Genomic DNA, 26,192 nt, shown 5'->3' on the forward strand with positions numbered 1-26,192 from the left:
TATCAAAAAGAAAAAGTTTTGAATGGATTATTTTAAAACTATAAAGTAAAATTGTAACTTTGCATTCCAAAATAATGAAGACATGTTAGACAGATTACAATATGTAAAACAACGTTTCGACGAAATATCAGATTTAATTATTCAACCTGATGTTATTGCCGATCAGAAGCGTTATGTGCAATTAAACCAAGAATACAAAAGCTTAAATGCGTTAGTTCAAAAACGTGAAGAATATATAAGTCTGGATGCTAACGTAAAAGAAGCGCAAGAAATAATTGCAGATGGTTCTGATGCCGAAATGGTTGAAATGGCAAAAATGCAATTAGAAGAAGCCAAAGAACGTTTGCCTCAATTGGAAGAAGAAATCAAATTTATGTTGATTCCAAAAGATCCAGAAGATGCGAAAAACGTAATGGTTGAAATTCGTGCCGGCACAGGTGGCGATGAAGCCTCTATTTTCGCAGGTGATTTATACAGAATGTACACTAAATATTGCGAAGGACGCGGTTGGAAATGTTCTGTAGTTGATATGAGTGACGGAACTTCAGGTGGATTTAAAGAGGTGATTTTTGAAGTTACCGGAGAAGATGTTTATGGCGCCTTAAAATACGAAGCTGGTGTACATCGTGTACAACGTGTGCCACAAACAGAAACACAAGGTCGTGTGCATACTTCAGCTGCTACTGTAATGGTTTTACCAGAAGCGGAAGAATTTGATGTACAAATTGATATGAATGATGTTCGTGTAGATTTCTTTTGTTCTTCAGGACCTGGAGGACAATCTGTAAATACTACTAAATCGGCAGTACGATTGACTCACATTCCTTCTGGATTAGTAGCGCAATGTCAGGATCAAAAATCGCAACATAAAAATAAAGATAAAGCCTTAACGGTTTTACGTTCTCGTTTGTACGAACAAGAATTGGCTAAAAAGCAAGCTGAAGATGCTATAACGCGAACTTCTCAAGTTAGTTCAGGTGACCGATCGGCTAAAATTAGAACTTATAATTACCCTCAAGGCCGTGTAACCGACCATAGAATTGGTGTTGACGTTTTTGATATGGACGGAGTAATGTCTGGAAAAATTCACAAATTTATTGACGAATTACAATTGGTTGCCAATACTGAAAAATTAAAAGAGTCGGAAGTATATTAAGATTTACGATTTGAAATTTTAGATTTACGATTTATAAAAACTCTGGACTATTTTCAGAGTTTTTTTTTATAAACTTTTCTTAAACAATAGTTTTTTACAATAGAAATTTTTACTTTTATCACAAATATTGATACGATGACCATTACCCAATTATATTACGTTTTAGCTGTTGCTGAAAACAAAAATTTTACATTAGCTGCCGAAAAATGTTTTGTGACGCAGCCCACATTAAGTATGCAAATTCAAAAGTTAGAAGATGAATTAGGGATTCAAATTTTTGATAGAACGAAAAAACCAATAGGTTTAACCGAAGTAGGAAGCAAAATCGTAACTCAGGCTAAAAACATAGTAAACGAAGCCAATAGAATTAAAGATATTGTAGATCAACAAAAGGGATTTATTGGTGGCGACTTCCGAATTGGAATGATTCCAACCGTAATGCCAACTTTGTTACCCATGTTTTTAAATACATTTATTAAAAAGTATCCAAAAGTAAACTTAATTGTAGAAGAATTAAATACTTCGGATATTATTACTAAACTAAAAAATGGTCATTTAGATTGTGCTATTGCCGCTACGCCTTTAGATGAAGAAAAACTTAAGGAAATTGTATTGTATTACGAACCTTTTGTAGCCTATATACCAGAAAACAGTCTTAATAAAGCAAAAAAAGAAATTGAAGTTGCTGATTTAGATGTAGAGAAAATATTGCTTTTACAAGACGGACATTGTTTTAGAAACAGTGTTTTGAATCTATGTAAAAACAATAATTTTATAGGCGAAAATCATTTTCAATTGGAAAGTGGTAGTTTTGAAACCTTAATTAAATTATCTGATGAAGGTTTAGGAACAACGCTTCTTCCCTATTTACATACGTTAGATTTAAACGACAAAAACAAATCCAAACTAAAACAGTTTGTCAACCCAAAACCATCAAGAGAAGTGAGTTTAATTTTCTCTAAAAACGAATTAAAAATTCATATTATTGATGCGTTAAAAACAACCATTCAGGGTGTAGTTAGAGGCGCAATTGCGTTTAGTGATGTGGAAATTATAAGCCCGAAGTAATTTACGATTTGGGATTTACGATTTACGATTTAAAATATGGAATTTGAAATTTAAATCACATTTACATCACCTTTACCTTCTCTAACAATAATTGGTTCGTGACCTGTTAAATCGATAATGGTTGATGCGATGTTTTCACCGTAACCGCCATCAATAACTAAATCGACTTGGTTTTGCCATTTCTCAAAGATTAATTCAGGATCGGTGGAATATTCTATTACCTCATCTTCATCGTGAATAGATGAAGAAACAATTGGATTTCCCAACATTTCCACAATTTGAATGGCAATATTATTATCTGGCACTCGAATTCCCACTGTTTTTTTCTTGCGGAAGTCTTTTGGTAAGTCGTTATTTCCTGGTAAAATAAATGTGTAGGCGCCAGGTAACGCTCGTTTTAAAATTTTAAAAGTAGCTGTATCGATTTGTTTTACATAATCGGAAATATTACTTAAACTGCTACAAACAAAAGAAAAATTCGCTTTTTCCAGTTTAACACCTTTAATTTTTGCTAGTTTTTCCAACGCACGAGAATTGGTAATATCGCAACCTAAACCATAAACCGTATCGGTCGGATAAATAACTAATCCACCATTTTTTAAGACCTCAACCACTTTTTTAATAGCAGTTTCACTTGGTTTGTCTTCGTATATTTTTATGAATTCTGCCATATTTTTTTTGCTTTATGCCGTAAGCTTAATGCTTACAGCGTTACCCAATCACATTTAACTTTGCAAATCGTAACAATAACTTCTTCAAGCCACCAACATCAAAACGAATTTCTGCTTTTTTGTCTGCTCCAACGCCTTCTAATCCTACAATTTCGCCTTTTCCAAAACGTTCGTGCATTACAATATTTCCAACAGCTAAATTAGCATCTGTAACATTGTTTTTCGATGCACTTGCACCACTATTTAATGGTTTTAATCTTCTAATATTTAAAGACGAAACAGGTTCGTTTTTGGTAATGTATTCGGGTGGTGTTCCTGCTGTTGGTTTCGCTAATCGTAATTTAGATTTATCCACATCACCAAAAATATCAATATCCATAGAAGGTTTATAACGATAACCCGAATCTATTGGATTCATATATTCTAAATATTCGCCATTAATTTCTTCTATAAAACGAGAAGGTTCACTATCTACTAATTTTCCCCAACGGTAACGCGATTGCGCATACGTTAAATATGCTTGGTGTTCAGCTCGAGTTAAAGCAACGTAAAACAAACGGCGTTCTTCTTCCAATTCGCTTCGTGTATTCATACTCATCGCACTTGGAAACAAATCTTCTTCCATTCCCACCACAAAAACGTGTGGAAACTCTAATCCTTTTGCTAAGTGAATCGTCATTAATGCCACTCTATCATCATCGCCTGTGTCTTTATCTAAATCTGTAGCTAAAGCCACATCTTCCATAAATTCTGCTAAAGCACCACGAGCACCATCAATTTCTTTCTGACCTTCAGTAAAATCTTTAATACCGTTTAATAATTCTTCTATATTTTCGATTCTGGCAATTCCTTCAGGTGTGCCGTCTTTTTTTAATTCTTGTACTAAACCAGTTTTTTTAGTAACGTGGTCAGTTAAAGTAAACGCATCTTGCTGTTCATTAATAACTTGAAAACTTTTAATCATAGTTACAAAATCTTGCAACTTGGTTTTCGTCCCCGAATTTAATTTTAAATCGATTTTATCAATGTGTTCCATCACTTCAAAAATGGAACGTTTATAATGGTTGGCTGCAACTGTAAGTTTTTCTACAGTTGTATCGCCAATTCCTCTTGCTGGATAATTTATAACTCGAACCAACGCTTCTTCGTCTTTCGGATTGATTACCAATCGTAAATAAGACAATACATCTTTAATTTCTTTACGTTGATAAAACGATAATCCGCCATAAATTCGATACGGAATATCTCTTTTTCGCAACGCATCTTCCATAGCACGAGATTGCGCATTGGTACGATATAAAATAGCAAAATGTGAATTTGGTAATTGATTTTGCATTTTTTGTTCAAAAATAGTTCCTGCTACAAAACGACCTTCTTCACCATCTGTAAGACTTCGATGTACTTTAATTTTCGGACCGTCATCATTCGCTGTCCAAACAATTTTATCCAACTTGGTTTTGTTCTTATCGATAACATTATTTGCTGCTTCAACAATATTTTTAGATGAACGATAATTTTGTTCCAATCGATACATCTTGACCCCATCGTAATCTTTTTGAAAGTTTATAATATTATTGATATTTGCCCCACGAAACGCATAAATACTTTGTGCATCATCACCTACCACACAAATATTCTGAAATCGATCTGAAAGTGCTTTTACAATTAGATATTGAGAATGATTGGTGTCTTGGTACTCATCGACTAAAATATATCTAAATCTGTCTTGATATTTAGCTAAAACATCAGGAAAACGATTTAATAACTCGTTAGTTTTCAATAACAAATCATCAAAATCCATTGCACCCGATTTGAAACAACGTTCTACATAATTATTATAAATTTCACCCATTCTTGGCTTTTTACTCATCGCATCGGCTTCTTGTAATTCGGGATTATTATAATACGCCCGGACTGTAATTAACGAGTTTTTATATTGTGAAATTCTTCCTAAAATTTGTTTGGGTTTATAAATGTCCTTATCCAATTGCATTTCCTTAATAATACCGCCCAAACAACGTAACGAATCTTGTGAATCGTAAATTGTAAAATTGGAAGGATAGCCTAATTTTTCAGCTTCACTTCGTAAAATTTTAGCAAAAACAGAGTGAAATGTACCCATCCAAAGGTTTTTAGCTTCATTATTTCCCACAATTTCAGCAATACGTTTTTTCATTTCACGTGCTGCTTTATTCGTAAATGTTAGAGCTAAAATATTAAACGCATCTACACCTTGATGCATCAGGTTAGCAATTCGAACGGTAAGCACACGTGTTTTTCCTGAGCCAGCACCCGCAATAACAATCATAGCACCGTCTTTTTGCAAAACTGGCGCACGTTGTGCCTCATTTAATTGATTTATGTATTGTTGCATGGCTAAAAAAGAATAAATAGGAAAGCAAAAATACAGATTATGAAGTGATTTTACCTGTTTTTAATTTTCTTTTAACTGTAAATTATCAACAATTTTTTGATAAAAAGTAATAACATAACATAAGAATTAAATATTGCATAGACTTTTAAAAAAATATTTTAGATTTGTAAAAAAAATCCAATGAACATAGAAGCAAAATTACTTGAAATTGCCACTTACACTTTACCAGCTATTATTACTGGAGGAGTAACATTTGGTTTGCTACATAAATTTTTTAAAAACGAAGAAAACAAACGAAAATTTGAACTATTAAGAGAAAATCAGCGCTTAGGGTTGCCAATTAGATTGCAAGCATACGAGCGTATTGTATTGTTTTTAGAACGCATTAATCCAATTAACTTAATGATGCGTGTAGAGCCTAACAGTTTAGACCCTCAAAGTTACGCAACACTTCTCGTACACACTATTCAAACTGAATACGAACACAATATTGCGCAACAAATATATTTCACTCAAGAAAGTTGGGAAATTATTTTAAAAGCAAAAAATAGCATTATTACACAAATTAGACGATTTTCGATTGAAGGCGAAGTGGCTTCTGGTGAAGAATTACGGACGAAACTACTTCAAGAACTTACACAAACAGAAAGCGCAAGTGCTGTAGCGATAAGTTTTATCAAAGAAGAATTGAAAAGGGTATTTTAAAAATTAAACCTGTCAGGTTTCAAAAACCTGACAGGTTTAATTTTGTTACTCCTTCAAAAATTTTAAATACAAAGCAGCCGAATTTTCATCAACAGTTTTTACTAAATTTTCAACTTGATTTCTAAAATCTGGTAGTTTTAACAAATTTCGAATTTTCTCTCTTGCGAAGAGAGTGAATTGCCATTTGTGATGTGTGGTTGCTTGAAATAAAGCACGAATTACTTGTTCGTTTTCAGGATATAATTCCAACAAAACCTCCAAAGCATTTTGCCTGACTGAACTTTCATTGTTACTTGAAGTGTAATTTAATAATTCATTTAAATACAATTCTTTATATTCCGTATTTTTATTTAAATTTAATGCGATTTTTAACCAAGTAATACGTAAACTTTTATCATTGATTCCTTGCAAATTTTTTGATTTCTCTAAATATTCATTTGCTTGATTTGGAAAAGAATTACATAAATTTATCAAGGCAATTTCTTTTGTTTTATATGAATCATCATCTAAAAACGTTTCATATTTCGATTTAAATTCAACAGGTATTTCACTCACCGTTTCGGCAATGGATTGGCGAACATATACGTTTTGTCTCATACCAATTTCAATCAATTCTTTTTTGCCTTCAAAAGGTGTGTTTACTAACTTATAAAAAATATACTGTTTGATTGGAAAATACGTTTCAGATTGCAAAATTGCTTTGTAGTTATCAATATCTTTTTTCTCTTTTGTTAGTTGAATATACGCCGCAACCGATTTATTTTTTTTTAAATAACTTTCCGCTAAAACCATATCAAAACCTGCCGTTTCCAACCATTTCTTTTTGAAATTTTCTACATTAAAATCTTTAGCAATGTTTTTTATCTCAGCTAAAAACAAATCAGTATTTACATTTTTGTATCGATATTTTTTTAAATACTTTTTTACTGCCTTTTGAAAATTTTTTGCACCGATATCTTCACGTAAGGTATGCAATGACCAAGCGCCTTTTTTGTAAAATGATAGCGAACTGGCTTTTTCATTCATTACAGGAATGGTATCGGTTTTAGCTGCACTTCTCAATTGAAACGCATAATCATATAACTCGTTATAAAAATAATCGTTACCAAAGATTTCTTTCTCAGCTAAAAGCGCATAATAAGTAGCAAAACCTTCTTGAAGCCAATGATGTTTACCAGATTGTGCCGTAATTAAATCGCCAAACCATTGATGCGCCAATTCGTGGGCGTTTACATTGATGTAATTTTTATCATTAAAACCTATTGAATCCACTACAAAATCTTGTGAGAAAATAGTCGATGTTGTATTTTCCATACCAGCATATAAAAAATCACGAACAGGCACTTGACGATAAATTTTCCAAGGATATTTCAAACCAATTTCTTGCTCTAAATAATCGAAAATTTGTTTAGAATAGCGATATGTGGGTTCGAATTTTGAATAATCATTTTTATCTATATAGAATTCTAAAGGTGTTCCAGATTTACTTTTGACTTCTTGCATCCCAAATTTTCCAAACGCCAACATTACCAAATAAGACGACATAGGTTTTTGCATTTGATAATTTCTTGTTATATCGTTAACGCCTCTACTCCAACTTATAGTTTTTTTCTCGAAATTCAATTTACCATTTGATAATGCAATAGGATCAGATTCAAATAAATCCATATCAACATAATAGTTAATAGTTATCCCGAAAATTACTTTCTCATTTACATCGTCAAAACTCGGCAACCAATGACTGGTATATTTTCCTTGACCTTGCGTCCAGATTTGCCTATTATCGTCTTGTCCAATGAAATAAAGCGTTTGTTTCGGTATGGCAGTGTATTGAAACGTTAGTTTGTGTTTACCTTTAGAAAACCCATCAAATAAATCCAATGTTTTTCCTGAATTTTTAAATTTAACCGTTTTACCATTAATCATCACATCAGAAAACACAATGTTTTTGGCATCGATTTTAATAGTATCTACAATCTGCTTTACTTTAAATTCGTATGTTACACTTCCAGAAATAGATTTTTCTTCAAAATTCGGATACAAAGAAGCAGTACACGTCAAAAAATCAACATATTTTGTTTGTTGCGAAAAGGAAAAAATGGAAAAAAGCAGAAAATACAGCGCTTTCATAAATTAATTTAAAATTAGACACGAATATAACTATTTTTAATTTTACTCATTTCTAATTTAACAAATAATAACTATCTTCGCTTTATAACAAAATTCAAAAACATATTGTAAAAATTAATATATTTTCATTATTTTTCGTTTTTGATATTGTAATTTGACATTGATATTGTAATTCATTTTGAACCTACTCGATACTCCCATAGAATATTTAAAAGGCGTTGGACCTCAACGTGGCGACTTACTTCGCAAAGAAATGAATATTCATAAATATGGTGATTTAATCAATTTATACCCTAATCGATATATCGATAGAACGCGCTATTTCAAAATTAACCAACTGGTAAATAGCAATTCAGAAGTTCAAATTATTGGAAAAGTCGTTCATATTAAAACCATCGACCAAGGAAAAGGAAAATCGAGATTAGTCGCTACTTTTTTAGATGATACGGGACAAATGGAATTGGTATGGTTTCAGGGACAAAAATGGGTTAAAGAAAGTTTGAAACTTAATACCTTATATGTTATTTTCGGAAAAGTAACACAATTTGGTTCGGTTTTCAATATGGCGCATCCAGAAATGGAATTGCTGGAAGAACACAAAACCACGTTACGAAGTGCGATGCAACCTGTTTATCCAAGTACCGAAAAGCTAAATAATAAAGGTGTTACGAATAAAGTTATCAATAAAATGATGATGCAATTGTTTTCGGAAACGCATCAATTATTTTCAGAAACGTTGCCCAATTCAATAATTGAAGAATTAAAACTTATTCCAAAGAAAGATGCATTACTTAACATTCATTTTCCAAAAAATCAAGACCTTTTAGCTAAAGCGCAATTTCGATTAAAGTTTGAAGAGTTGTTTTTCATTCAACTGCAGTTAATTACTAAAAACTTAATTCGTAAACATAAAATTAAAGGTTTTCCATTTGAGATAATTGGCGAAAATTTCAATAATTTTTATAACAATCATTTGCCTTTTGAACTCACCAATGCTCAAAAACGAGTATTAAAAGAAATACGAAACGATTTAGGAAGTCACGCACAAATGAATCGTTTATTGCAAGGTGATGTGGGTTCAGGTAAAACCATTGTGGCATTAATGTGTATGCTTATCGCGAAAGATAACGGCTTTCAAAGTTGTTTGATGGCGCCTACAGAAATTCTTGCAAATCAACATTTTAATGGCATTACCGAATTAGCTAAAGATTTAAATATTAATATTCGAATATTAACAGGTTCTACGAAAATTAAACAACGAAGAATTATTCACGAAGAATTAGAAAACGGCACGTTAGATATTATAATCGGAACACACGCTTTATTGGAAGATAAAGTTCAATTTAAAAATTTAGGTTTAGCCGTAATTGATGAGCAACATCGTTTTGGTGTAGAACAAAGAAGCAAACTTTGGACGAAAAGCCAAATCCCACCTCACGTTTTAGTAATGACCGCTACTCCTATTCCACGGACTTTAGCTATGAGTTTATATGGTGATTTAGATATTTCCGTGATAGATGAGTTACCTCCTGGCAGAAAACCAATTCAAACTGTTCATCGATTTGATAGTAAGCGATTAGTAGTATGGAAATTTATAAAAGATGAAATTGCCAAAGGAAGACAAATTTATATTGTATATCCATTAATTCAGGAATCTGAAAAAATGGATTTTAAAGATTTGATGGATGGTTATGAAAGTATTTCTCGTGATTTTCCTTTACCACAGTATTCTATTTCTATTTTACACGGAAAAATGAAACCTGCCGACAAAGATGAAGAAATGAAACGTTTTGCGGAAGGAAAAACCAATATTATGGTAGCCACAACAGTTATTGAAGTGGGTGTAAACGTTCCAAACGCCTCCGTAATGGTAATTGAAAGTGCCGAACGTTTTGGCTTGTCGCAATTGCATCAGTTACGCGGACGAGTTGGGCGTGGTGCCGAACAAAGTTATTGTATTTTAATGACGGATTATAAACTTTCTGAAGACAGCAAAACCCGAATGGAAACGATGGTGCGAACCAATGACGGATTTGAAATTGCTGAAGTCGATTTAAAACTTCGTGGTCCCGGAGATATAATGGGAAAACAACAAAGTGGTGTATTAAACCTTCAAATTGCCGATTTAGTAAAAGACCGTGATATTTTACAAGTGGCAAGACATTTAGCTGTAAAACTACTAAAAGCAGATCCAAGTATGAATTTACCTGAACACGCCAGATTAAAAGCGGTATTTATGGAAATCAGCAAAAAGAAAAGTATTTGGAATTATATTTCGTAATGAAAAAAAGAATATAGAGTATAGAATATAGATTTAATAATTTATTTAAAACATAAAACCATGGTACAATACAACCCAAAAGACTGGATTACTTTTATTTTTCGATTTCATAAATCGGATACCTTTCGGCAATTAATTCCAATGATGATTTTAATTGGTGTTTATTCTGGCGCAATCTGTTATTTCGAAATACATTATTTCAAATTAAAAGAAAATAGTCATGTTAAAAATATTTCCGTATTGCATACAACTGTTGGATTTGTTTTGTCATTACTTTTAGCCTACCGAACCAATACCGCTTATGATAGATGGTGGGAAGGAAGAAAATTATGGGGAAGTTTGGTAAATAATTCTAGAAATTTAGCCATTAAATTGGCCGCTATTTTAGATAATGAAGCGGATAAAGTGTATTTCAGAAAAGTGATTCCAAGTTTTGCTTCTATCTTAGCAAAACATTTAAGTAATGAAGAAGTTGGTAAGGTTTTATTTGAAGGTTTAGATTTAGAAATTGACCAAAACAAACACAAACCCAATCAAGTGGCTAAAATGATTTATAGCAAAATCAATGACTTATATAAATCTAAAAAAATAACTGGTAATCAATTAATTATATTAAATTCAGAAATACAATCTTTTACCGATGTTTGTGGTGCTTGTGAACGAATTAAAAACACACCAATACCCTATTCTTACAGTGCGTTTATTAAAAAATTTATTTTCTTTTACGTGATGACTTTACCTTTTGGATATGTATTTAGCTTAGGATATTATATTATTCCTGTAGTAGTTTTTATCTTTTATGTGTTGGCGAGTTTAGAATTAATTGCCGAGGAAATTGAAGATCCTTTTGGCGGAGATGAAAATGATTTACCTACAGCAAAAATTGCAAGCAATATTAAAAAACATGTAGAAGAAATTTTATAACCTATAGACTAAAACAAAAAATTCCATCCCGATTATATCGGGACGGGATTTTTTTAATTATAAAAAATATTATTTTCTAGCCATCACTTTTAATGATTTCTCAATAATGGCTTTACTATTTAATCCGTATTTTTCCATCAATTGTTCTGGTGTACCACTTTCTCCAAACGTATCATTAGTAGCTACAAATTCCTGAGGAGCTGGTGTATTTAAACTTAACGTTCTGGCTACACTTTCTCCTAAACCTCCTAAGAAATTATGTTCTTCAGCAGTTACTACACAACCCGTTTTAGCAACCGATTTTAAAATAGCTTCTTCATCTAAAGGTTTTATGGTGTGAATATTAATCACCTCAGCAGAAATGCCTTGTTTTTCTAATTCTTCAGCAGCGATTAAAGCTTCCCAAACTAAATGTCCTGTTGCGATAATCGTCACATCTGTTCCTTCATTTAATAAAATTGCTTTTCCAATTACAAAAGGTTCATCTGCAGGCGTAAAATTAGGCACTACCGGACGACCAAAACGTAAATATGCAGGACCATGATGATCTGCTAATGCCAAAGTAGCTGCTTTTGTTTGGTTGTAATCGCATGTATTGATTACTGTCATGCCAGGTAACATTTTCATTAAACCAATATCTTCTAAAATTTGGTGCGTAGCGCCATCTTCACCTAAAGTTAAACCCGCGTGTGAAGCACAAATCTTAACATTCTTATCTGAATAAGCAACTGATTGACGAATTTGGTCATACACTCTTCCTGTAGAGAAGTTAGCAAAAGTTCCTGTAAAAGGAATTTTTCCTCCAATAGTTAAACCAGCGGCAATTCCAATCATATTGGCTTCTGCAATTCCGATTTGAAAAAAACGTTCTGGATGATTTTTCTTGAAATCGTCAAACTTTAACGAACCAATTAAATCGGCACAAAGCGCGACTACATTTTCATTTTTTTGTCCTAATTCGGTCATTCCTGCTCCAAATCCTGAACGAGTATCTTTACTTCCTGTGTTTTCGTATTTTTTCATTTATTTAGTAATAAGCTGTGTGTTAATTTTTTTAAACTGAATTAAATCATATGTAAAATTTTCTGTACTAGAATATTTATATTGAATAACTATTTTTTTAGGAATATAATTTTCAGGAAATTTAATTTCATTATTAACAAACGTTCCGTGAGTAAAATGATTTATAAAATCATTAGTTAAAGTAAAATCTTCCTTTTTTAATAATATTTCAATCTGTCTTACAATATTTTTTTTATGTTTATTTTTAAAAACCGTTATTTTTAAATTGCTAAAAACGGAATCAATAATTATTAATTTTTTGTCAAAAACAAAATTGTTTTTATATTTTTTATATTTTTCTAAAAATAATTCTTGTGAATTTAAATATCTAAAATGTAACGAGTTGTTGAAATTTTCAACTTGATATGAAAAACCTTTTGCTTTTTTTTTGTCATTTATAAAGCCAATTAATACTTTATCTACTTGTGAAATTTGAAGGTAATATAAACTATCTTTAGAATCTAACATATAACTAACGGAATTATTATTTCCTTTATATTCCAAAAAAACATTAAAATTATAAATATAATTTTGACCATCTTTTTTAAATGAACAAATTATTAGAAATAGAAAAAAAAATAACTTTTTCATATTATTAATAATCTCCTAAAGTGGCTGGATTTTGGTTTAAGGCATTTTCTAATTGCTCATTACTTGGTGCTTTACCGTGCCAAGCGTGCGTGTGCATCATAAAATCTACACCGTTACCCATTTCTGTATGTAATAATACACAAACTGGTTTTCCTTTTCCTGTGCGAGATTTTGCATCAGCCATTCCGTTTATTATGGCTTCAATATTATTTCCTTCAGCAATTTCTAAAACGTCCCAATCAAATGCTTCAAATTTGGCTTTAATATTTCCCATATTTAAAACATCAGTAGTGGAACCATCAATTTGTTGTCCATTCAAATCCACAGTTGCAATTAAGTTGTCTACATTTTTTGCAGATGCATACATAATAGCTTCCCAGTTTTGACCTTCTTGTAATTCGCCATCACCAGTTAAAACATATACTAAATTTGTGTCTTTATTTAACTTTTTTGCTTGTGCAGCACCAATTGCAACAGACAAACCTTGCCCCAAAGAACCAGAAGCCATTCTGATACCTTCTAATCCTTCATGTGTTGTTGGATGCCCTTGTAAACGGGTATTTAATTTTCGGAAAGTTGCCAATTCCGATACTGAAAAATAACCGCTTCTTGCCAAAACACTGTAAAATACAGGAGAAATATGTCCGTTTGATAAAAAGAAAATGTCTTCATTTGCTCCATTCATATCAAAACCTTCGTTTCTTTTCATTACTTGTTGGTACAGTGTTACTAAGAACTCTGCACAGCCTAAAGAACCACCTGGATGACCTGAATTAACTGCATGAACCATTCTAAGAATATCTCTTCGAACTTGTTGTGTAAATTGTTCTAAATTTGAAATTTGTTGTGTCATTGTAAAAAGTTTTTGCAAAAATAAATTTAATAATCTGTTTATACTAATGAGATTTTATTTTTTTATCAAGAAGAATTCAACAATTTTTTCAATAACTTTTAAATCGCCTAATATTTTCCTATGCCCTAAATTATTTGTGATTAAAATTTCTTTATAGGAAAGGTTTTCTACCAAATGATATGCTTCCGAAACCGATATATCTTCATCATCATTATCATGAATAACTAAAACTGGAATTTTCACTTCTTTAGCTACAACATAAGCAGAAAAACTTTCCATTTCTAAATGGTATTTCTTTTCAAAATTATTTTTCATCAAAACAGCTACTTTATTTGGTAAACCAATTTTTTCTGTAAACGTATTCACAATGTTAATTACGCTATTTCCACTAGCAATTACAACAGCTTTTTTTATTTGCAGACCTTTTTTTACTGCGTTTAAAATTGACATGCCGCCTAAAGAATGTCCGACTGCAAATTCAAAAGGACCATACTGTTTTTCAACTTCCAAAATCGATTCGATAAACTCGAGCATTAATGTGGTTTTTGTTCCTGATTTTCCATGGGCAGGTGCATCAAAGCTAATTATAGAATACCCGTTTTCTATTAAAGTATCAGCAATTTTAACCAATTGGGTTCCTCTGCCCGACCAACCGTGAACCAAAAGTATTTTTTTACTTGAATTTCCATAAGCATACACCACAATTTCTTTATTAATTGTTGGAACAACTAATTTGGTTTGTTGCGAAGTGGATTCCATTTGAAACTCTCTTTTCGGAATTTTATGTTTTATTGGCGTAATAAACAATTTTCGAGCAAATTTCTCAGCCAAATTTGGAGAAATTCGATACAAAAAACGCCCGATTAAAACTATGAATTTTGGAACTTGAGTAGTGGTTGAAGATTTTTTATTCGGCATTTGTCATATTTTTATGCAAAAGTAGTCAATTATAGTATGGTATGATTTTTGAACTAAACAAAAATAGAATAACTTTGTTTGACTAAATTTTACATTATGAAAATATTTCTAAAATCACTTATCGTTACAGGAATTCTTGTGGCTTCTTGCGCAAAAAATCCTTTCACAGGAAAAAGCACTATGGCGCTTGTTCCAAATAGTCAGATTTTCCCATCTGCTTTTCAACAATACGATCAGTTTTTGTCTGAAAATAAAGTTTTAAAAGGAACTTCAGATGCCAAACGAATTGAAACAATTGGTATAAAAATAAAAACGGCTTCTGAACGCTTTTTAACAGCCAACGGAAAATCCGATTATTTAAATGATTACAAATGGGAATACAATTTAGTAGAAAGCAAAGAAATAAATGCTTGGTGTATGCCTGGTGGTAAAATTGTTTTTTATACTGGAATTTTACCCGTTTGTAAAGACGATGCTGGAATTGCCGCCGTTATGGGACACGAAGTTGCACATGCATTAGCCAATCACGGGCAACAACGAATGAGTGCTGGTTTATTACAACAAGCTGTCGGTGTTGGTGCTGCTGTAGCCGCCGAAAAATATGTGCCAAAATATCAAAATGAAGCCATGCAGGCTTATGGAGCTGGTTCACAAGTATTAGGCATTTTGCCGTTTAGCAGAGCACATGAAAGTGAAGCCGATATGATAGGATTAACGCTTATGGCTATTGCAGGATACGATCCCATTAATGCAGTAAAAGTATGGGAAAGAATGTCGGCACAATCCGAAGGAAAATCACAACCAGAATTTTTAAGCACTCACCCAAGTAACCAAACAAGAATTGATGAATTAACTGCATTGCTTCCTCAAGCTAAAGCGGAAGCCGCTAAATTTGGAGTTACTTTTAAATAGTAAAAATATTATCTTATATTAGTCCCGATATTTATCGGGATTTTTATTTTATATATGATGCAACAACTAGAAAAAGGAAATAACAAAGTAATGAATGCTTGGGCATTTTATGATTGGGCAAATTCTGTATATTCGTTAGTTATATCTTCTTCTATTTTTCCATTATATTTTGGATTTTTATTTACTAAAGAAAACCCAAATATTGATGTATTCGGAACATCAATTAAAGCTACATCACTGGTTTTCTTCATTACCGCTTTTGCTTTCTTAACAGTTGCCGTTTTATCTCCTATTTTATCAGGAATTGCAGATTATTTAGGAAACAAAAAACGATTTATGCAGTTTTTTTGTTACTTAGGTGCTGCCTCTTGTATAGGATTATATTGGTTTACCAAAGAAAACATAGTTTTTGGTATGTGTTGTTTCTATTTTGGATTGGTTGGTTTTTGGGGAAGTTTAGTATTCTACAATTCATATTTATCGGATATCGCTTTTACAGAACAACACGATAAATTAAGCGCAAAAGGTTTTTCATTAGGATATATTGGAAGTGTTATTTTACTTGTTATTTGTTTGTATTTAATTATTGGAAGAACAGATGAAGAAGCCATTCAAGCTATGAAATTATCATTTGTTTTTACAGGAATTTGGTGGATTGCATTTAGTCAATATACTTTTTATTATTTACCAAAAGGAAATAAAAATAAGCATCCGCTAACTTTTTCGGTAGTCCTAAATGGATATGAAGAACTAAAGAAAGTTCAAAAATTATTTTTTAAGGACGCAAAATTAAAAAGCTTTTTAATTGCCTTTTTTGTTTACAGCATGGCGGTACAAACAGTAATGCTTGTAGCTACTTATTTCGGAGAACAAGAAATAAATTGGGGTACTGATGATGAAAAAAGACAAGGTTTAATTGTTAGTATATTAATGATTCAATTAGTTGCGGTTTTTGGAGCTGTTTTAACCTCAAAATTAGCTATAAAATTCGGAAACATTAAAACGTTAATTGGCATCAATTCTGTTTGGATATTTATTTGTATCGGTGCTTTTTTTGTTACAGAACCCATTCAGTTTTACTTGGTTGCTGGAATTGTAGGTTTAGTTATGGGTGGAATACAATCGCTTTCACGATCTACTTTTTCAAAATTAATGCCCGAAACAAATGACACCACCTCTTTTTTTAGCTTTTATGACGTAGCCGAAAAAATTGGAATTGTAATTGGAATGTTACTTTACGGAAGCATCAACCAAATTACAGGAAGTATGCGAAATGCTGTTTTATTTTTAGTGTTGTTTTTTGTGATTGGTGTTATTTTACTTTTTAGAACACTAAAAATAAAAAAATAATTCAAAAATCCAAATATTGTATTCCCATTTATGGCATACATCTTGACTACTACAAATGTAAATTAATCTGTACTTGTTGTTTTATTGAGACTTACGTCGATTAAAATAAATAGTTGTAAATTTACGTCCCTTTTTTAATGACAAAATGACTTATAAATAGATATGCCAAACCATAAAATAGTAGCGATTGACAATTTGTCGCTTCAAGAACTAGATTCAGAAGCAGAATTAATTCCATTAATGACTCCAGAAGATGAGGAGGAAATGAATAATGAGAAATTACCTGCAGATTTACCCATTTTGCCTTTAAGAAACACGGTTTTATTCCCTGGAGTGGTTATTCCAATTACCGCTGGAAGAGACAAATCGATAAAATTAATTAACGATGCTAATGCCGCTGGTAAAATTATTGGTGTAGTAGCGCAAAAAAATGAAGCTGACGAAGATCCTACCTCAGATGAAATTTATCACGTAGGAACCGTTGCTCGTATTATGCGTGTTTTGAAAATGCCCGACGGAAATACAACCATCATTCTTCAAGGAAAAAAACGTTTTGAAATAAGCGAATTTACCCAAAGCGAACCTTACTTCAAAGCCAAAATAAAGGAAGTAAACGAAGTGCGTCCGAAGAAAAAAGACGAAGAATTTTCAACCATTATTGAATCTATAAAAGATTTAGCAATTGAAATCATAAAAGAAAGTCCAAACATACCTTCAGAGGCTACTTTTGCGATTAAAAACATCGAAAGTGATCCGTTTTTAATCAATTTTGTTTCTTCAAATATGAACTTAAATGTTTCAGATAAGCAATACTTGTTAGGTATTGTAGATTTGAAAGAGCGCGCTTTAGAAACCTTACGTTATATGAATTTAGAACTTCAGAAATTGGAGTTGAAAAACGACATTCAATCTAAAGTTCGATTTGACTTAGACCAACAACAACGCGAATATTTCTTACAACAACAAATGAAAACCATTCAAGAAGAATTGGGTGGCGTTTCAAATGATGCAGAAATTGAAGAAATGCGAACCAAGGGAAAAAGTAAAAAATGGGATGCCAAAACTGCGGAACATTTTGATAAAGAAATATACAAATTGCAACGCACCAATCCGAATTCACCTGATTTTGGAATTCAACGTAATTATTTGGATTTATTTTTAGAATTACCTTGGAACGAATTTTCAAAAGATAAGTTCGACCTAAAAAAAGCACAACAAATTTTAGACAGAGACCATTTTGGTTTAGAAGATGTTAAAAAACGTATCGTAGAACATTTAGCAGTTTTAAAATTACGAAACGATATGAAATCACCAATTTTATGTTTATACGGACCTCCAGGTGTGGGAAAAACATCCATTGGGAAGTCGGTTGCAGAAGCATTGGGAAGAGAATATGTTAGAATTTCATTAGGTGGTTTGCGTGACGAAGCAGAAATTCGTGGACATAGAAAAACGTATATCGGAGCCATGCCCGGAAGAATTATTCAATCGATAAAAAAGGCAAAAACCTCTAATCCCGTTTTCGTATTAGATGAAATTGATAAGTTGTCATTTAGTCATAATGGCGACCCATCTTCTGCCCTATTGGAGGTTTTAGATCCAGAACAAAATAACGATTTTCATGATAATTTCTTAGAACTTGGTTACGACCTTTCTAAAGTAATGTTTATTGCTACATCTAACAGTTTATCAACCATTCAGCCTGCTTTATTGGATAGAATGGAAATTATAAACATGTCGGGTTATACTATTGAAGAAAAAATTGAAATTGCAAAAAACTTCTTGTTACCAAAGCAATTGGCAGCACACGGATTATCTTCAAAAGATTTACAAATTGGAAAAAAACAATTTGAAAAAATCGTAACGGGTTATACGCGTGAATCTGGAGTTCGTGGTTTAGATAAAACGATTGCTCAAATGGTGCGATATGCAGCAAAATCTGTAGCTATGGAAGAAGTCTACAATAAAAAAGTAACAGATGCTGACATTCTTGAAGTGCTAAAATCGCCAAGAATGGAACGCGATAAATATGAAAATAACGATACTGCTGGTGTAGTTACAGGTTTAGCTTGGACATCCGTTGGCGGTGATATTTTATTTATTGAATCGTTAGTTTCAAAAGGAAAAGGCACCATGACGATGACTGGAAATTTGGGAACGGTAATGAAAGAATCTGTAACAATTGCATTAGAATATATTAAAGCAAATGCAAAACAATTGAATATTGAATCTGAAGTTTTAAGTCAATATAATATACATATCCACGTGCCAGAAGGTGCTACTCCAAAAGACGGTCCAAGTGCTGGAATTGCCATGTTAACCTCAATGGTTTCAAGTTTCACACAAAGTAGAATTAAGAAAAATATTGCGATGACTGGCGAGATTACTTTGCGTGGAAAAGTACTACCAGTTGGCGGAATTAAAGAAAAAATATTGGCCGCAAAACGTGCAAATATTAAAGAAATTATCTTGTGTAAGGAAAACAAACGCGATATAGAAGAAATTAAAGCCGATTATTTAACAGGTTTAACTTTTCATTACGTAGATACAATGAAAGAGGTAATTGACATTGCTATTTTGAAAGAAAAAGTAAAAAACCCCGTAAGTTTTGATATTAAAAAGACAAATTAGATTTTCGGATATTCAGAAAACAGACTAAAACCTATAAGAAACTAAACTTATAGGTTTTTTCTTTATATTTGAAATATTAAAATTAAATAATGAAAATACTACTTGTAGGAGAATTTAGTCGGTTACACAATTCATTAAAAGAAGGACTCTTGGCATTAGGTCATGAAGTTGTTTTAGTGAATAATGGCGATGGATTTAAAAACTATCCTGCAGATATTAGTATTCGAGCGGCTTTTTTCAAATCGAAATTAGGCAATATCCCAAGACAAATTTGGGTAAGAATTTTCAAATATGATTTGGCTCTGTTGGAACATGGCATTCGATTTTGGTGGATTTCCAAAAAACTAAAAAACTTTGATGTCGTTCAGTTAATTAATGAAAGACCAATTCAAACTACTTCTAAATTAGAATTGTTTTTACTGAAACGTATTTTCAAGCAAAATAAAAAAGTATTCTCAATATGTTGTGGCATAGATTATATGACCGTATCTCATATGCTACAACAAAAAGATAGATATTCTGTAATGAATCCCTACTTTGAAGGAATTTCAGAAGCTAAAAAACAATATCACTACTATTTTGATTTTTTAACAAAATCGCATCAAAAAATTCATCAATTTTTATACAAAAATAGTTCAGGTGTCATTGCATCTGATTTAGATTATGTTGCACCGCTAATTGGAAATGAAAAGTATTTAGGTATGGTTGCAAATCCAATAAATATTGATAAAATTGGAAGTAGTGAAACTACAATTTCCGGAAAAATTTTTATTTTCTTAGGGATAAATTCAGGAAATTCTTTCACAAAGGGAACTTCATTTTTTGAAAAAGCTTTAGTAATTATTCAAGAAAAATATCCGAATTTGATCGAAGTTAAAATTACTACAGATATACCTTACATAGAATATCAAAAACATTTTGAAAATGCACACATCATTTTAGATCAAGTGTATGGTTTTGACCAAGGATTCAATGCCCTAGAAGCAATGGCTAAAGGGAAAGTAGTGTTTACTGGTGCAGAAGTTGAATTTTTAAATCATTATAGTTTACAAGTAGATGAAGTAGCTATAAATGCTTTGCCCGATGTAAATTATTTAGTTGAAAAATTATCGTATTTAATAGAAAATCCTTCTGAAATTAATCGAATTGGTCAAAATGCCATTCAATTTATAAACAAAGAACATCATTATGTTACTCAAGCTCAAAAGTATTTGACGCTTTGGATGTCCAATTAAGTTTTTCTTTCAAAAACAACAGTATCACAACTAACATAAAAAATTCATACGGAAAAGCATATTTAGCATTGGTTCCATAGACTACAAGTGCCTGCAAAATAGCTGCTGCATGAATGAATGCTAAAAGAATCATCACATTTGTAACTTTTCTGTTTTTTATAAATAGAAAAAAGTAATAAAAACTTAAAATCAAAAAAACAAATTTCAAAATTAGCAGTAGTAACATCTGAATGGTATTAATCACAGAAACCACAGAATTGAAAGAACCATCTTTAAAGTTCATATACGGTTTCATATCAAAAACCTTCCAAAAATCAAACCAAGAATTCGTAATTGAATAATAAAAATAATCTCCTAAATTACTGGCAATATTGGCTTTTGCATATTTTCCAAACTGATGGGTAACGTCTGCAAATTTCGTGTATTTTGGTGCTAAATGTTGACCACCCCAAACCTTCCAAACGGCCATAGAGGCGTCTTCACCTTTTTGTGACATTTCTTCTCTGTATTTCACATACGGCTTTATTATAAAATCATATTCTTTAGGGCCTTTTTCGGCAAAAAAGAGACAGTTTTGAGCTAAATTTAAACCTAAATAAGCTGTAGGTTCAAAGTAACCCGTTTTTTCTTCTACAAAATTACACCAGGAAAAATAAGCATAAGCTGGCAAAATAAAAATAATTAGTTTGACAGAAATCACTTTTTTAAAAAAAGGATTTTTTATTAGATACAATGCATAAAATAAAAACGGATAAAAAAGAAAAAATGGCTTTACTAAAATTAAAATAGCAAGTAGTACGCTCATACAAATTTCAACAAGAATTTGCTTTTTTTCGAAATAATTGTTCAATAAAATATAAAGAATAATCGAATTTAAAAACAACATGAATGTTTCTCCTAAAATAAACGTTTCATAAAAAAAGTTTTGAAGGTATAAAGCAAAAAACAACGTGCAATAAAAAGCAATTTTTTCAGATATTTTAAGGTTTAATAACGTTTTAAACCATAAAATACTCGTGATAACTCCCATTAACATTTGTACTAAAACCACCAACATTTTATCGTGATTTAGCAAATAAACCAAATACGGATAACCGGGCGTTCTTTCCCCTACATAATCGTTAAAATTATTATTTAGCAATTCTAATACAAAATGATTAAATGCCCAACTATCCGGTGCTTCAGAAAAAGTATTGTAGCCAAAATAGAAAATTGTTTTTGCCGTAAAAAGGAAAAAAATCAACGAGTAAATATATTTGTTATTAAGTATATGTTGTTTCATTTTATGTTCTATAAATTTTAAGAAGTTCAAATGGAACTTTGAAAAAATCGGTAACTTTAATTTTCGAATTTCCTATTTCTGACCAATTTTCCAATGGAATTTCTTTCACCACTTCTTTTAAATTATGAATCTTTTGCAATCGTTTCAATAATTCTACATCAAATAACCATTTGGAAAGAAAAGGTTTCGAAAAAATAAGCTTAGCTGTTTCAAAATCAATAACTTTAGCACCACATTGCGTATCATAAACCGCTACTTTTAGTACAAATTGACTCACAATTGTGGCGAAAATACGACCAAAATAATGTCTTGTTAAAGATCTTTTTACTCCGTTTCCAATTAGTTTAATTCTTGCACCCATAACCATTTTGTAGTTTTGATGTAATACAGAAAATTGAATCAATTTTTCTAATTCCGAAAAAGGTGTAGCCAAGTCAGCATCGTAATACACAACAAAATCGGCATTAGAAATAGTTAAAACAGCCGAACGAATGGCTTCTGCTTTTCCAACATTTTTATCTAATTTTAAAATAGTTAAGTCAGAAAATTTGTTTTTGAATTCGTCTAAAATAATACTTGAATTGTCAGTACTTCCATCATCAACTAAAATAAAATTATATTGTAAATAGTTATTGAAAATCTGGTGAAAACAATCAATATCGATTCGTTTTTCTTCGTTATAAAACGGAATTATTATTGTAATTTTCATTTTAATTGTTTTCTAAAATAAATAACTAAAACCACTAAATAAATCAAATATGTAAAGGCATATGCCTGAACAATTCCGTTAATTCCAATCGCATGCAACATCCAATTTGAAGAAAAATACATAATACTCAACGATATTATTTCTGTAATTATAAATACTTTAGTCTGTTTCTTTGCTATTAATAGGGTTCCAAAAATAAGTGAAGTAGCTTTTAACACATCGCCAATTAATTGCCATAAAAACAACGATTCCATGGATTCAAATTCAGATGAAAACAAAACCTGAATAATATATTTTCGCAAAAAATAAATAATTAATAAACCAGTAGCAAAAAAAGGTATAATCGTTTTTAAATAATTGAACACAATATCTTTACTATTTGAATTCGCTTCTGCTAATTTTGGATAAAAATAAATCGCCATTATAGATGAAACAAATAGCAAATAATAAGACGAGATGCGCTGTAAACCTTCATAAATTCCTGCGTTTTGTAATCCAGTTATAGCAACAATATCAGTTCGGATTTTCAACAAAACAAAAGAACCAATTACACCAGAAACAAGTGCCATTAAGACATATTCTGACAAATTTTTCACTACTTTGAAATCGAAAAATTCAATAGATAAAACATCCCGAAAACGGATATGTTTCTTTAAGTAAAAAAGACTTACAAAAAAAACAAAAATAGGTGCGAAAATTAATGAAACTAATGCGCCAATTGTGGAGTAATAATAGATAAAAAATACCGAAAAAATCAAAGCAATTCCACTTGAAATAATTTGAATATAAATCACATTTTTATATTCCTGAAAACCGTTAACTACTGAAATACAAAACGTTGAAAAAACATATAATGGAAATACAACCGCTATACTGTAAAACATAAAACTATATATTTCTGAGTGATTAAAAATTTGTTTGGATAAATAATCAGCTCCTAAAATCAGAAACAAACTTATTGCAATAGAAGAAGTTAAAAGTAATATTCCAAAAGTAGCTAAAACCGATTTTAATTTTAATTTATCATGTTGATATTCAGAAACATATTTCACAACGGCATTCTGAATTCCAAGTAAAGAAAAATTTTCCAACACATTTAAAAAAGCTCTAAAATTTCCTACATAGGCCATTCCGTTTGCACCAACAAAAAGGGCTAACGCTTTAGATGTTATGAAACCAAAAATCAATTTCAACAAAATATGAATACTATTCAAAGAAGTAATTTTGAATAGAGGTTGTTGCATTATTTTTTTAATTTCAGACAATTAATACGAATTTAAAGTAGCAATAATATGCGTAATTTCTTCATCTGACAACACGGAACTCATTGGTAAACTCAGCACCTCTTGATGAATTTTTTCAGTAATTGGTAAACTTAAATGATTAAATTCTTGCAATGCTTTTTGTTTGTGAGGCGGAATTGGATAATGAATTACCGTTTCTATTCCGTTTTTATATAAATATTCTTGCAAGGTACCTCTGTTTTCTGTACGAATTACAAATAAATGAAAAACGTGATCATTGAAATTATTGCAAATTGGCAATTGAATTTTATTGTTTTTTATTTCAGATAAATAACGTTTTGCTATTTTTTTTCGCGTTTCGTTTTCGGTATTTAAATGTGGCAACTTTATGTTTAAAAAAGCGGCTTGTATTTCGTCTAATCGAGAATTTAATCCAATAAAATCGTTATGGTATTTCTTATTTGAGCCATAATTACGTAAAGAAAATAAAATTTCTGATAATGCATCATCGTTAGTTGTTATTGCGCCGCCATCGCCTAAAGCACCTAAATTTTTTCCGGGATAAAAGCTAAAAGCTTTAGTGTGATTTCCATTAAAAGGTAGTCCGTGAGCTTGAGCAGCATCTTCAATAATAAGTAAATTGTGAGACGCACAAATAGCATTAATTTTATCCATTTCAGCTAATTGTCCATATAAATGAACCACCAAAATAGCCTTAGTTTTTGAAGTGATTTTTTCTTCAATTAAATTGGAATCGATATTGTATGTTTCGATATTTGGTTCTACAAAAACAGGAATTAAATCGGCTTGTAAAATCGCCAAAATTGAAGCTATGTAGGTGTTTGCAGAAACAACTACTTCATCGCCTTTTTGTAAATTTCCTAGTTGAATATGAGCTTTTAAAATTAACACTAAAGCATCTAATCCATTTCCAACACCAATACAATGCTTTGCTTTAGAAAATGTGGCAAAACTTTGTTCAAATTGTTTTACTTCATCACCTAAAATATACCAACCTTTATCTAAAAATGCTGCCGTTTTATCTAAAAATTGAACTTCAAATGGCTTGTTTAATTTTTGTAAATCTAAAAATTTTATCATATCAAAACTTGATTTAATTTTATGTAATTTTTAGTCTCAATTTCATAAAAATTTTGAACAAGTGTTCTTGCTCCAAAAGATTCTTTCCAATAATGTAAACTCTCGTTTAATTGTAATCCATTATTTTCGTTAGAAATACCAAAATCAAAATACTTATAATTACTAAAAACATTGTTAATTAAGTGATTATATAAAAAATCTAAACCGCCATATTTAGTATTGAATGCTATATTTCCTGAGATGTATTGAGGATGAATTACGTTTTTTGTTATAAAAACAGTTACACCACCGATAATTTTATTTTCAAAATACACATTAAACTGTCTTATTAATTTTGGGAATTTAGACTTTAAATATGTTATTTCTTCTAAAGAATGAATGGGTTTTGTTTGATATTTTTGTGCTAAATTTGGTATTAATAATTCCTCCCAAAATAAATCAAAAGTAGTTTCTTCTACAATTTTTAACTGATGTTTTTCACCGGTTTCTATACCTCTTTTTCGAACACGAGAAGGCACAATTTTATTTGCTAATTCCAAAATAGCTATGGCATCTCTTCGAATAAGCTTGGCTTGTAATAAAAATGAAATGTACTCCATTTCGTCCGATGGAAAGGAATTATAAATTGGAGGAATTATCTTAAGATGAAGTTTTATAATTTCAGCATCAAATAAATAGTGCAATAACTGATAATTTAACTGTATCACTTCTGAAAGTTTGCAATTTGAATCTAAAACTAATCCACCATAAGTTAATCCTTGATGCGAATATATTTCGTTACCTAATCTATTTGCTGGTAAAACCGCTACTAATTTTTCCTTTTTATCAAAAATAAGTAAGGAATAATCTTCAAATCTATCAGAATGATATTCCATAAAATCTCTATGAAACAAAAATGTGGCATTTTTAGCTTTTGCTACAAAGTCATTCCATAAATTATAATGTTCGGAAGTATATTTTATTGTTTTAAAAGTATTCATTTTTGATTTTGAGTG

Annotated in this window: 21 protein-coding genes; 9 read left to right on the top strand and 12 right to left on the bottom strand. The window is 31.0% G+C overall.

Annotation, left to right across the window (positions count from 1 at the left end):
* Nucleotides 1–82: 82 nt before the first annotated feature.
* Both prfA and ABWP78_RS02990 read left to right on the top strand, forming a co-directional pair.
* A complete protein-coding gene (gene prfA / locus ABWP78_RS02985) occupies nt 83–1,156 on the top strand; it encodes a peptide chain release factor 1 (protein WP_353168880.1) in 1,074 nt (357 codons plus the stop codon).
* 135 nt (nt 1,157–1,291) lie between these two features.
* The gene (locus tag ABWP78_RS02990; protein WP_353168882.1) at nt 1,292–2,224 is read left to right on the top strand and encodes a LysR substrate-binding domain-containing protein; all 933 of its coding nucleotides are present in this window, start codon (nt 1,292–1,294) and stop codon (nt 2,222–2,224) included.
* A gap of 50 nt (nt 2,225–2,274) precedes the next feature.
* Here ABWP78_RS02990 and ABWP78_RS02995 read toward each other — a convergent pair whose 3' ends face one another.
* Nucleotides 2,275–2,895, bottom strand: a complete 621-nt coding sequence (locus ABWP78_RS02995; protein ID WP_353168884.1) for an L-threonylcarbamoyladenylate synthase — start codon at nt 2,893–2,895, stop codon at nt 2,275–2,277.
* A 40-nt stretch (nt 2,896–2,935) separates the two neighbouring features.
* Nucleotides 2,936–5,269: an ATP-dependent helicase gene (locus tag ABWP78_RS03000; protein ID WP_353168887.1), complete on the bottom strand. Its 2,334-nt coding sequence runs from the start codon at nt 5,267–5,269 to the stop codon at nt 2,936–2,938.
* 180 nt (nt 5,270–5,449) lie between these two features.
* Here ABWP78_RS03000 and ABWP78_RS03005 point away from each other — a divergent pair, with 180 nt between their 5' ends.
* The gene (locus ABWP78_RS03005; RefSeq protein ID WP_353168890.1) at nt 5,450–5,974 is read left to right on the top strand and encodes a DUF7935 family protein; all 525 of its coding nucleotides are present in this window, start codon (nt 5,450–5,452) and stop codon (nt 5,972–5,974) included.
* Between the two features lie 45 nt (nt 5,975–6,019).
* Here ABWP78_RS03005 and ABWP78_RS03010 read toward each other — a convergent pair whose 3' ends face one another.
* The gene (locus ABWP78_RS03010; RefSeq protein ID WP_353168893.1) at nt 6,020–8,104 is read right to left on the bottom strand and encodes a M1 family metallopeptidase; all 2,085 of its coding nucleotides are present in this window, start codon (nt 8,102–8,104) and stop codon (nt 6,020–6,022) included.
* Between the two features lie 175 nt (nt 8,105–8,279).
* Here ABWP78_RS03010 and recG point away from each other — a divergent pair, with 175 nt between their 5' ends.
* A complete protein-coding gene (gene recG, locus ABWP78_RS03015; protein ID WP_353169019.1) occupies nt 8,280–10,385 on the top strand; it encodes an ATP-dependent DNA helicase RecG in 2,106 nt (701 codons plus the stop codon).
* 60 nt (nt 10,386–10,445) lie between these two features.
* Complete coding sequence (locus ABWP78_RS03020; protein WP_353168896.1) at nt 10,446–11,309, top strand: bestrophin family protein; 864 nt, start codon at nt 10,446–10,448, stop codon at nt 11,307–11,309.
* A 69-nt stretch (nt 11,310–11,378) separates the two neighbouring features.
* Here ABWP78_RS03020 and ABWP78_RS03025 read toward each other — a convergent pair whose 3' ends face one another.
* Genes ABWP78_RS03025 through ABWP78_RS03040 form a run of 4 tightly spaced genes read right to left on the bottom strand, consistent with a single transcriptional unit; the run spans nt 11,379 to nt 14,733 of the window.
* Complete coding sequence (locus ABWP78_RS03025) at nt 11,379–12,332, bottom strand: transketolase family protein (RefSeq protein WP_353168899.1); 954 nt, start codon at nt 12,330–12,332, stop codon at nt 11,379–11,381.
* Nucleotides 12,333–12,962 (bottom strand): hypothetical protein, encoded by a 630-nt coding sequence (locus ABWP78_RS03030; RefSeq protein ID WP_353168901.1) that lies wholly within the window; start codon nt 12,960–12,962, stop codon nt 12,333–12,335. It abuts the gene before it with no gap.
* A gap of 4 nt (nt 12,963–12,966) precedes the next feature.
* On the bottom strand, nt 12,967–13,815 hold the full coding sequence (locus tag ABWP78_RS03035; protein ID WP_353168902.1) for a transketolase: 849 nt from the start codon (nt 13,813–13,815) through the stop codon (nt 12,967–12,969).
* A gap of 54 nt (nt 13,816–13,869) precedes the next feature.
* Entirely contained in the window at nt 13,870–14,733 is an 864-nt protein-coding gene (locus ABWP78_RS03040) for an alpha/beta hydrolase (protein WP_353168905.1), read from the bottom strand.
* Nucleotides 14,734–14,829: 96 nt separating this feature from the next.
* Here ABWP78_RS03040 and ABWP78_RS03045 point away from each other — a divergent pair, with 96 nt between their 5' ends.
* The 4 genes from ABWP78_RS03045 to ABWP78_RS03060 all read left to right on the top strand — a co-directional run bounded on the left by ABWP78_RS03045 (nt 14,830) and on the right by ABWP78_RS03060 (nt 20,861).
* Entirely contained in the window at nt 14,830–15,645 is an 816-nt protein-coding gene (locus ABWP78_RS03045; protein ID WP_353168907.1) for a M48 family metalloprotease, read from the top strand.
* 57 nt (nt 15,646–15,702) lie between these two features.
* The gene (locus ABWP78_RS03050) at nt 15,703–16,995 is read left to right on the top strand and encodes an MFS transporter (protein ID WP_353169020.1); all 1,293 of its coding nucleotides are present in this window, start codon (nt 15,703–15,705) and stop codon (nt 16,993–16,995) included.
* A 162-nt stretch (nt 16,996–17,157) separates the two neighbouring features.
* Entirely contained in the window at nt 17,158–19,626 is a 2,469-nt protein-coding gene (gene lon / locus ABWP78_RS03055) for an endopeptidase La (protein ID WP_353168909.1), read from the top strand.
* A gap of 89 nt (nt 19,627–19,715) precedes the next feature.
* The gene (locus ABWP78_RS03060; RefSeq protein WP_353168912.1) at nt 19,716–20,861 is read left to right on the top strand and encodes a glycosyltransferase; all 1,146 of its coding nucleotides are present in this window, start codon (nt 19,716–19,718) and stop codon (nt 20,859–20,861) included.
* Here the strand turns inward: ABWP78_RS03060 and ABWP78_RS03065 are convergent.
* The 5 genes from ABWP78_RS03065 to ABWP78_RS03085 are packed head-to-tail and all read right to left on the bottom strand — an operon-like array spanning nt 20,818 to nt 26,177.
* Entirely contained in the window at nt 20,818–22,143 is a 1,326-nt protein-coding gene (locus ABWP78_RS03065; protein WP_353168915.1) for a hypothetical protein, read from the bottom strand. The two genes, ABWP78_RS03060 and ABWP78_RS03065, sit on opposite strands and share 44 nt — an antisense overlap.
* 1 nt (nt 22,144) lies before the next feature.
* Nucleotides 22,145–22,852, bottom strand: a complete 708-nt coding sequence (locus ABWP78_RS03070) for a glycosyltransferase (protein ID WP_353168918.1) — start codon at nt 22,850–22,852, stop codon at nt 22,145–22,147.
* A complete protein-coding gene (locus ABWP78_RS03075) occupies nt 22,849–24,096 on the bottom strand; it encodes an O-antigen translocase (protein WP_353168920.1) in 1,248 nt (415 codons plus the stop codon). The genes ABWP78_RS03070 and ABWP78_RS03075 overlap by 4 nt, the downstream gene beginning before the upstream one ends.
* Nucleotides 24,097–24,117: 21 nt before the next feature.
* Nucleotides 24,118–25,197 (bottom strand): DegT/DnrJ/EryC1/StrS family aminotransferase, encoded by a 1,080-nt coding sequence (locus ABWP78_RS03080; RefSeq protein WP_353168923.1) that lies wholly within the window; start codon nt 25,195–25,197, stop codon nt 24,118–24,120.
* Nucleotides 25,194–26,177 (bottom strand): GNAT family N-acetyltransferase, encoded by a 984-nt coding sequence (locus ABWP78_RS03085; protein WP_353168925.1) that lies wholly within the window; start codon nt 26,175–26,177, stop codon nt 25,194–25,196. The genes ABWP78_RS03080 and ABWP78_RS03085 overlap by 4 nt, the downstream gene beginning before the upstream one ends.
* Nucleotides 26,178–26,192 lie beyond the last annotated feature (15 nt).

It is taken from the genome of Flavobacterium sp. (genome assembly GCF_040402955.1).
Lineage (GTDB): Bacteria > Bacteroidota > Bacteroidia > Flavobacteriales > Flavobacteriaceae > Flavobacterium.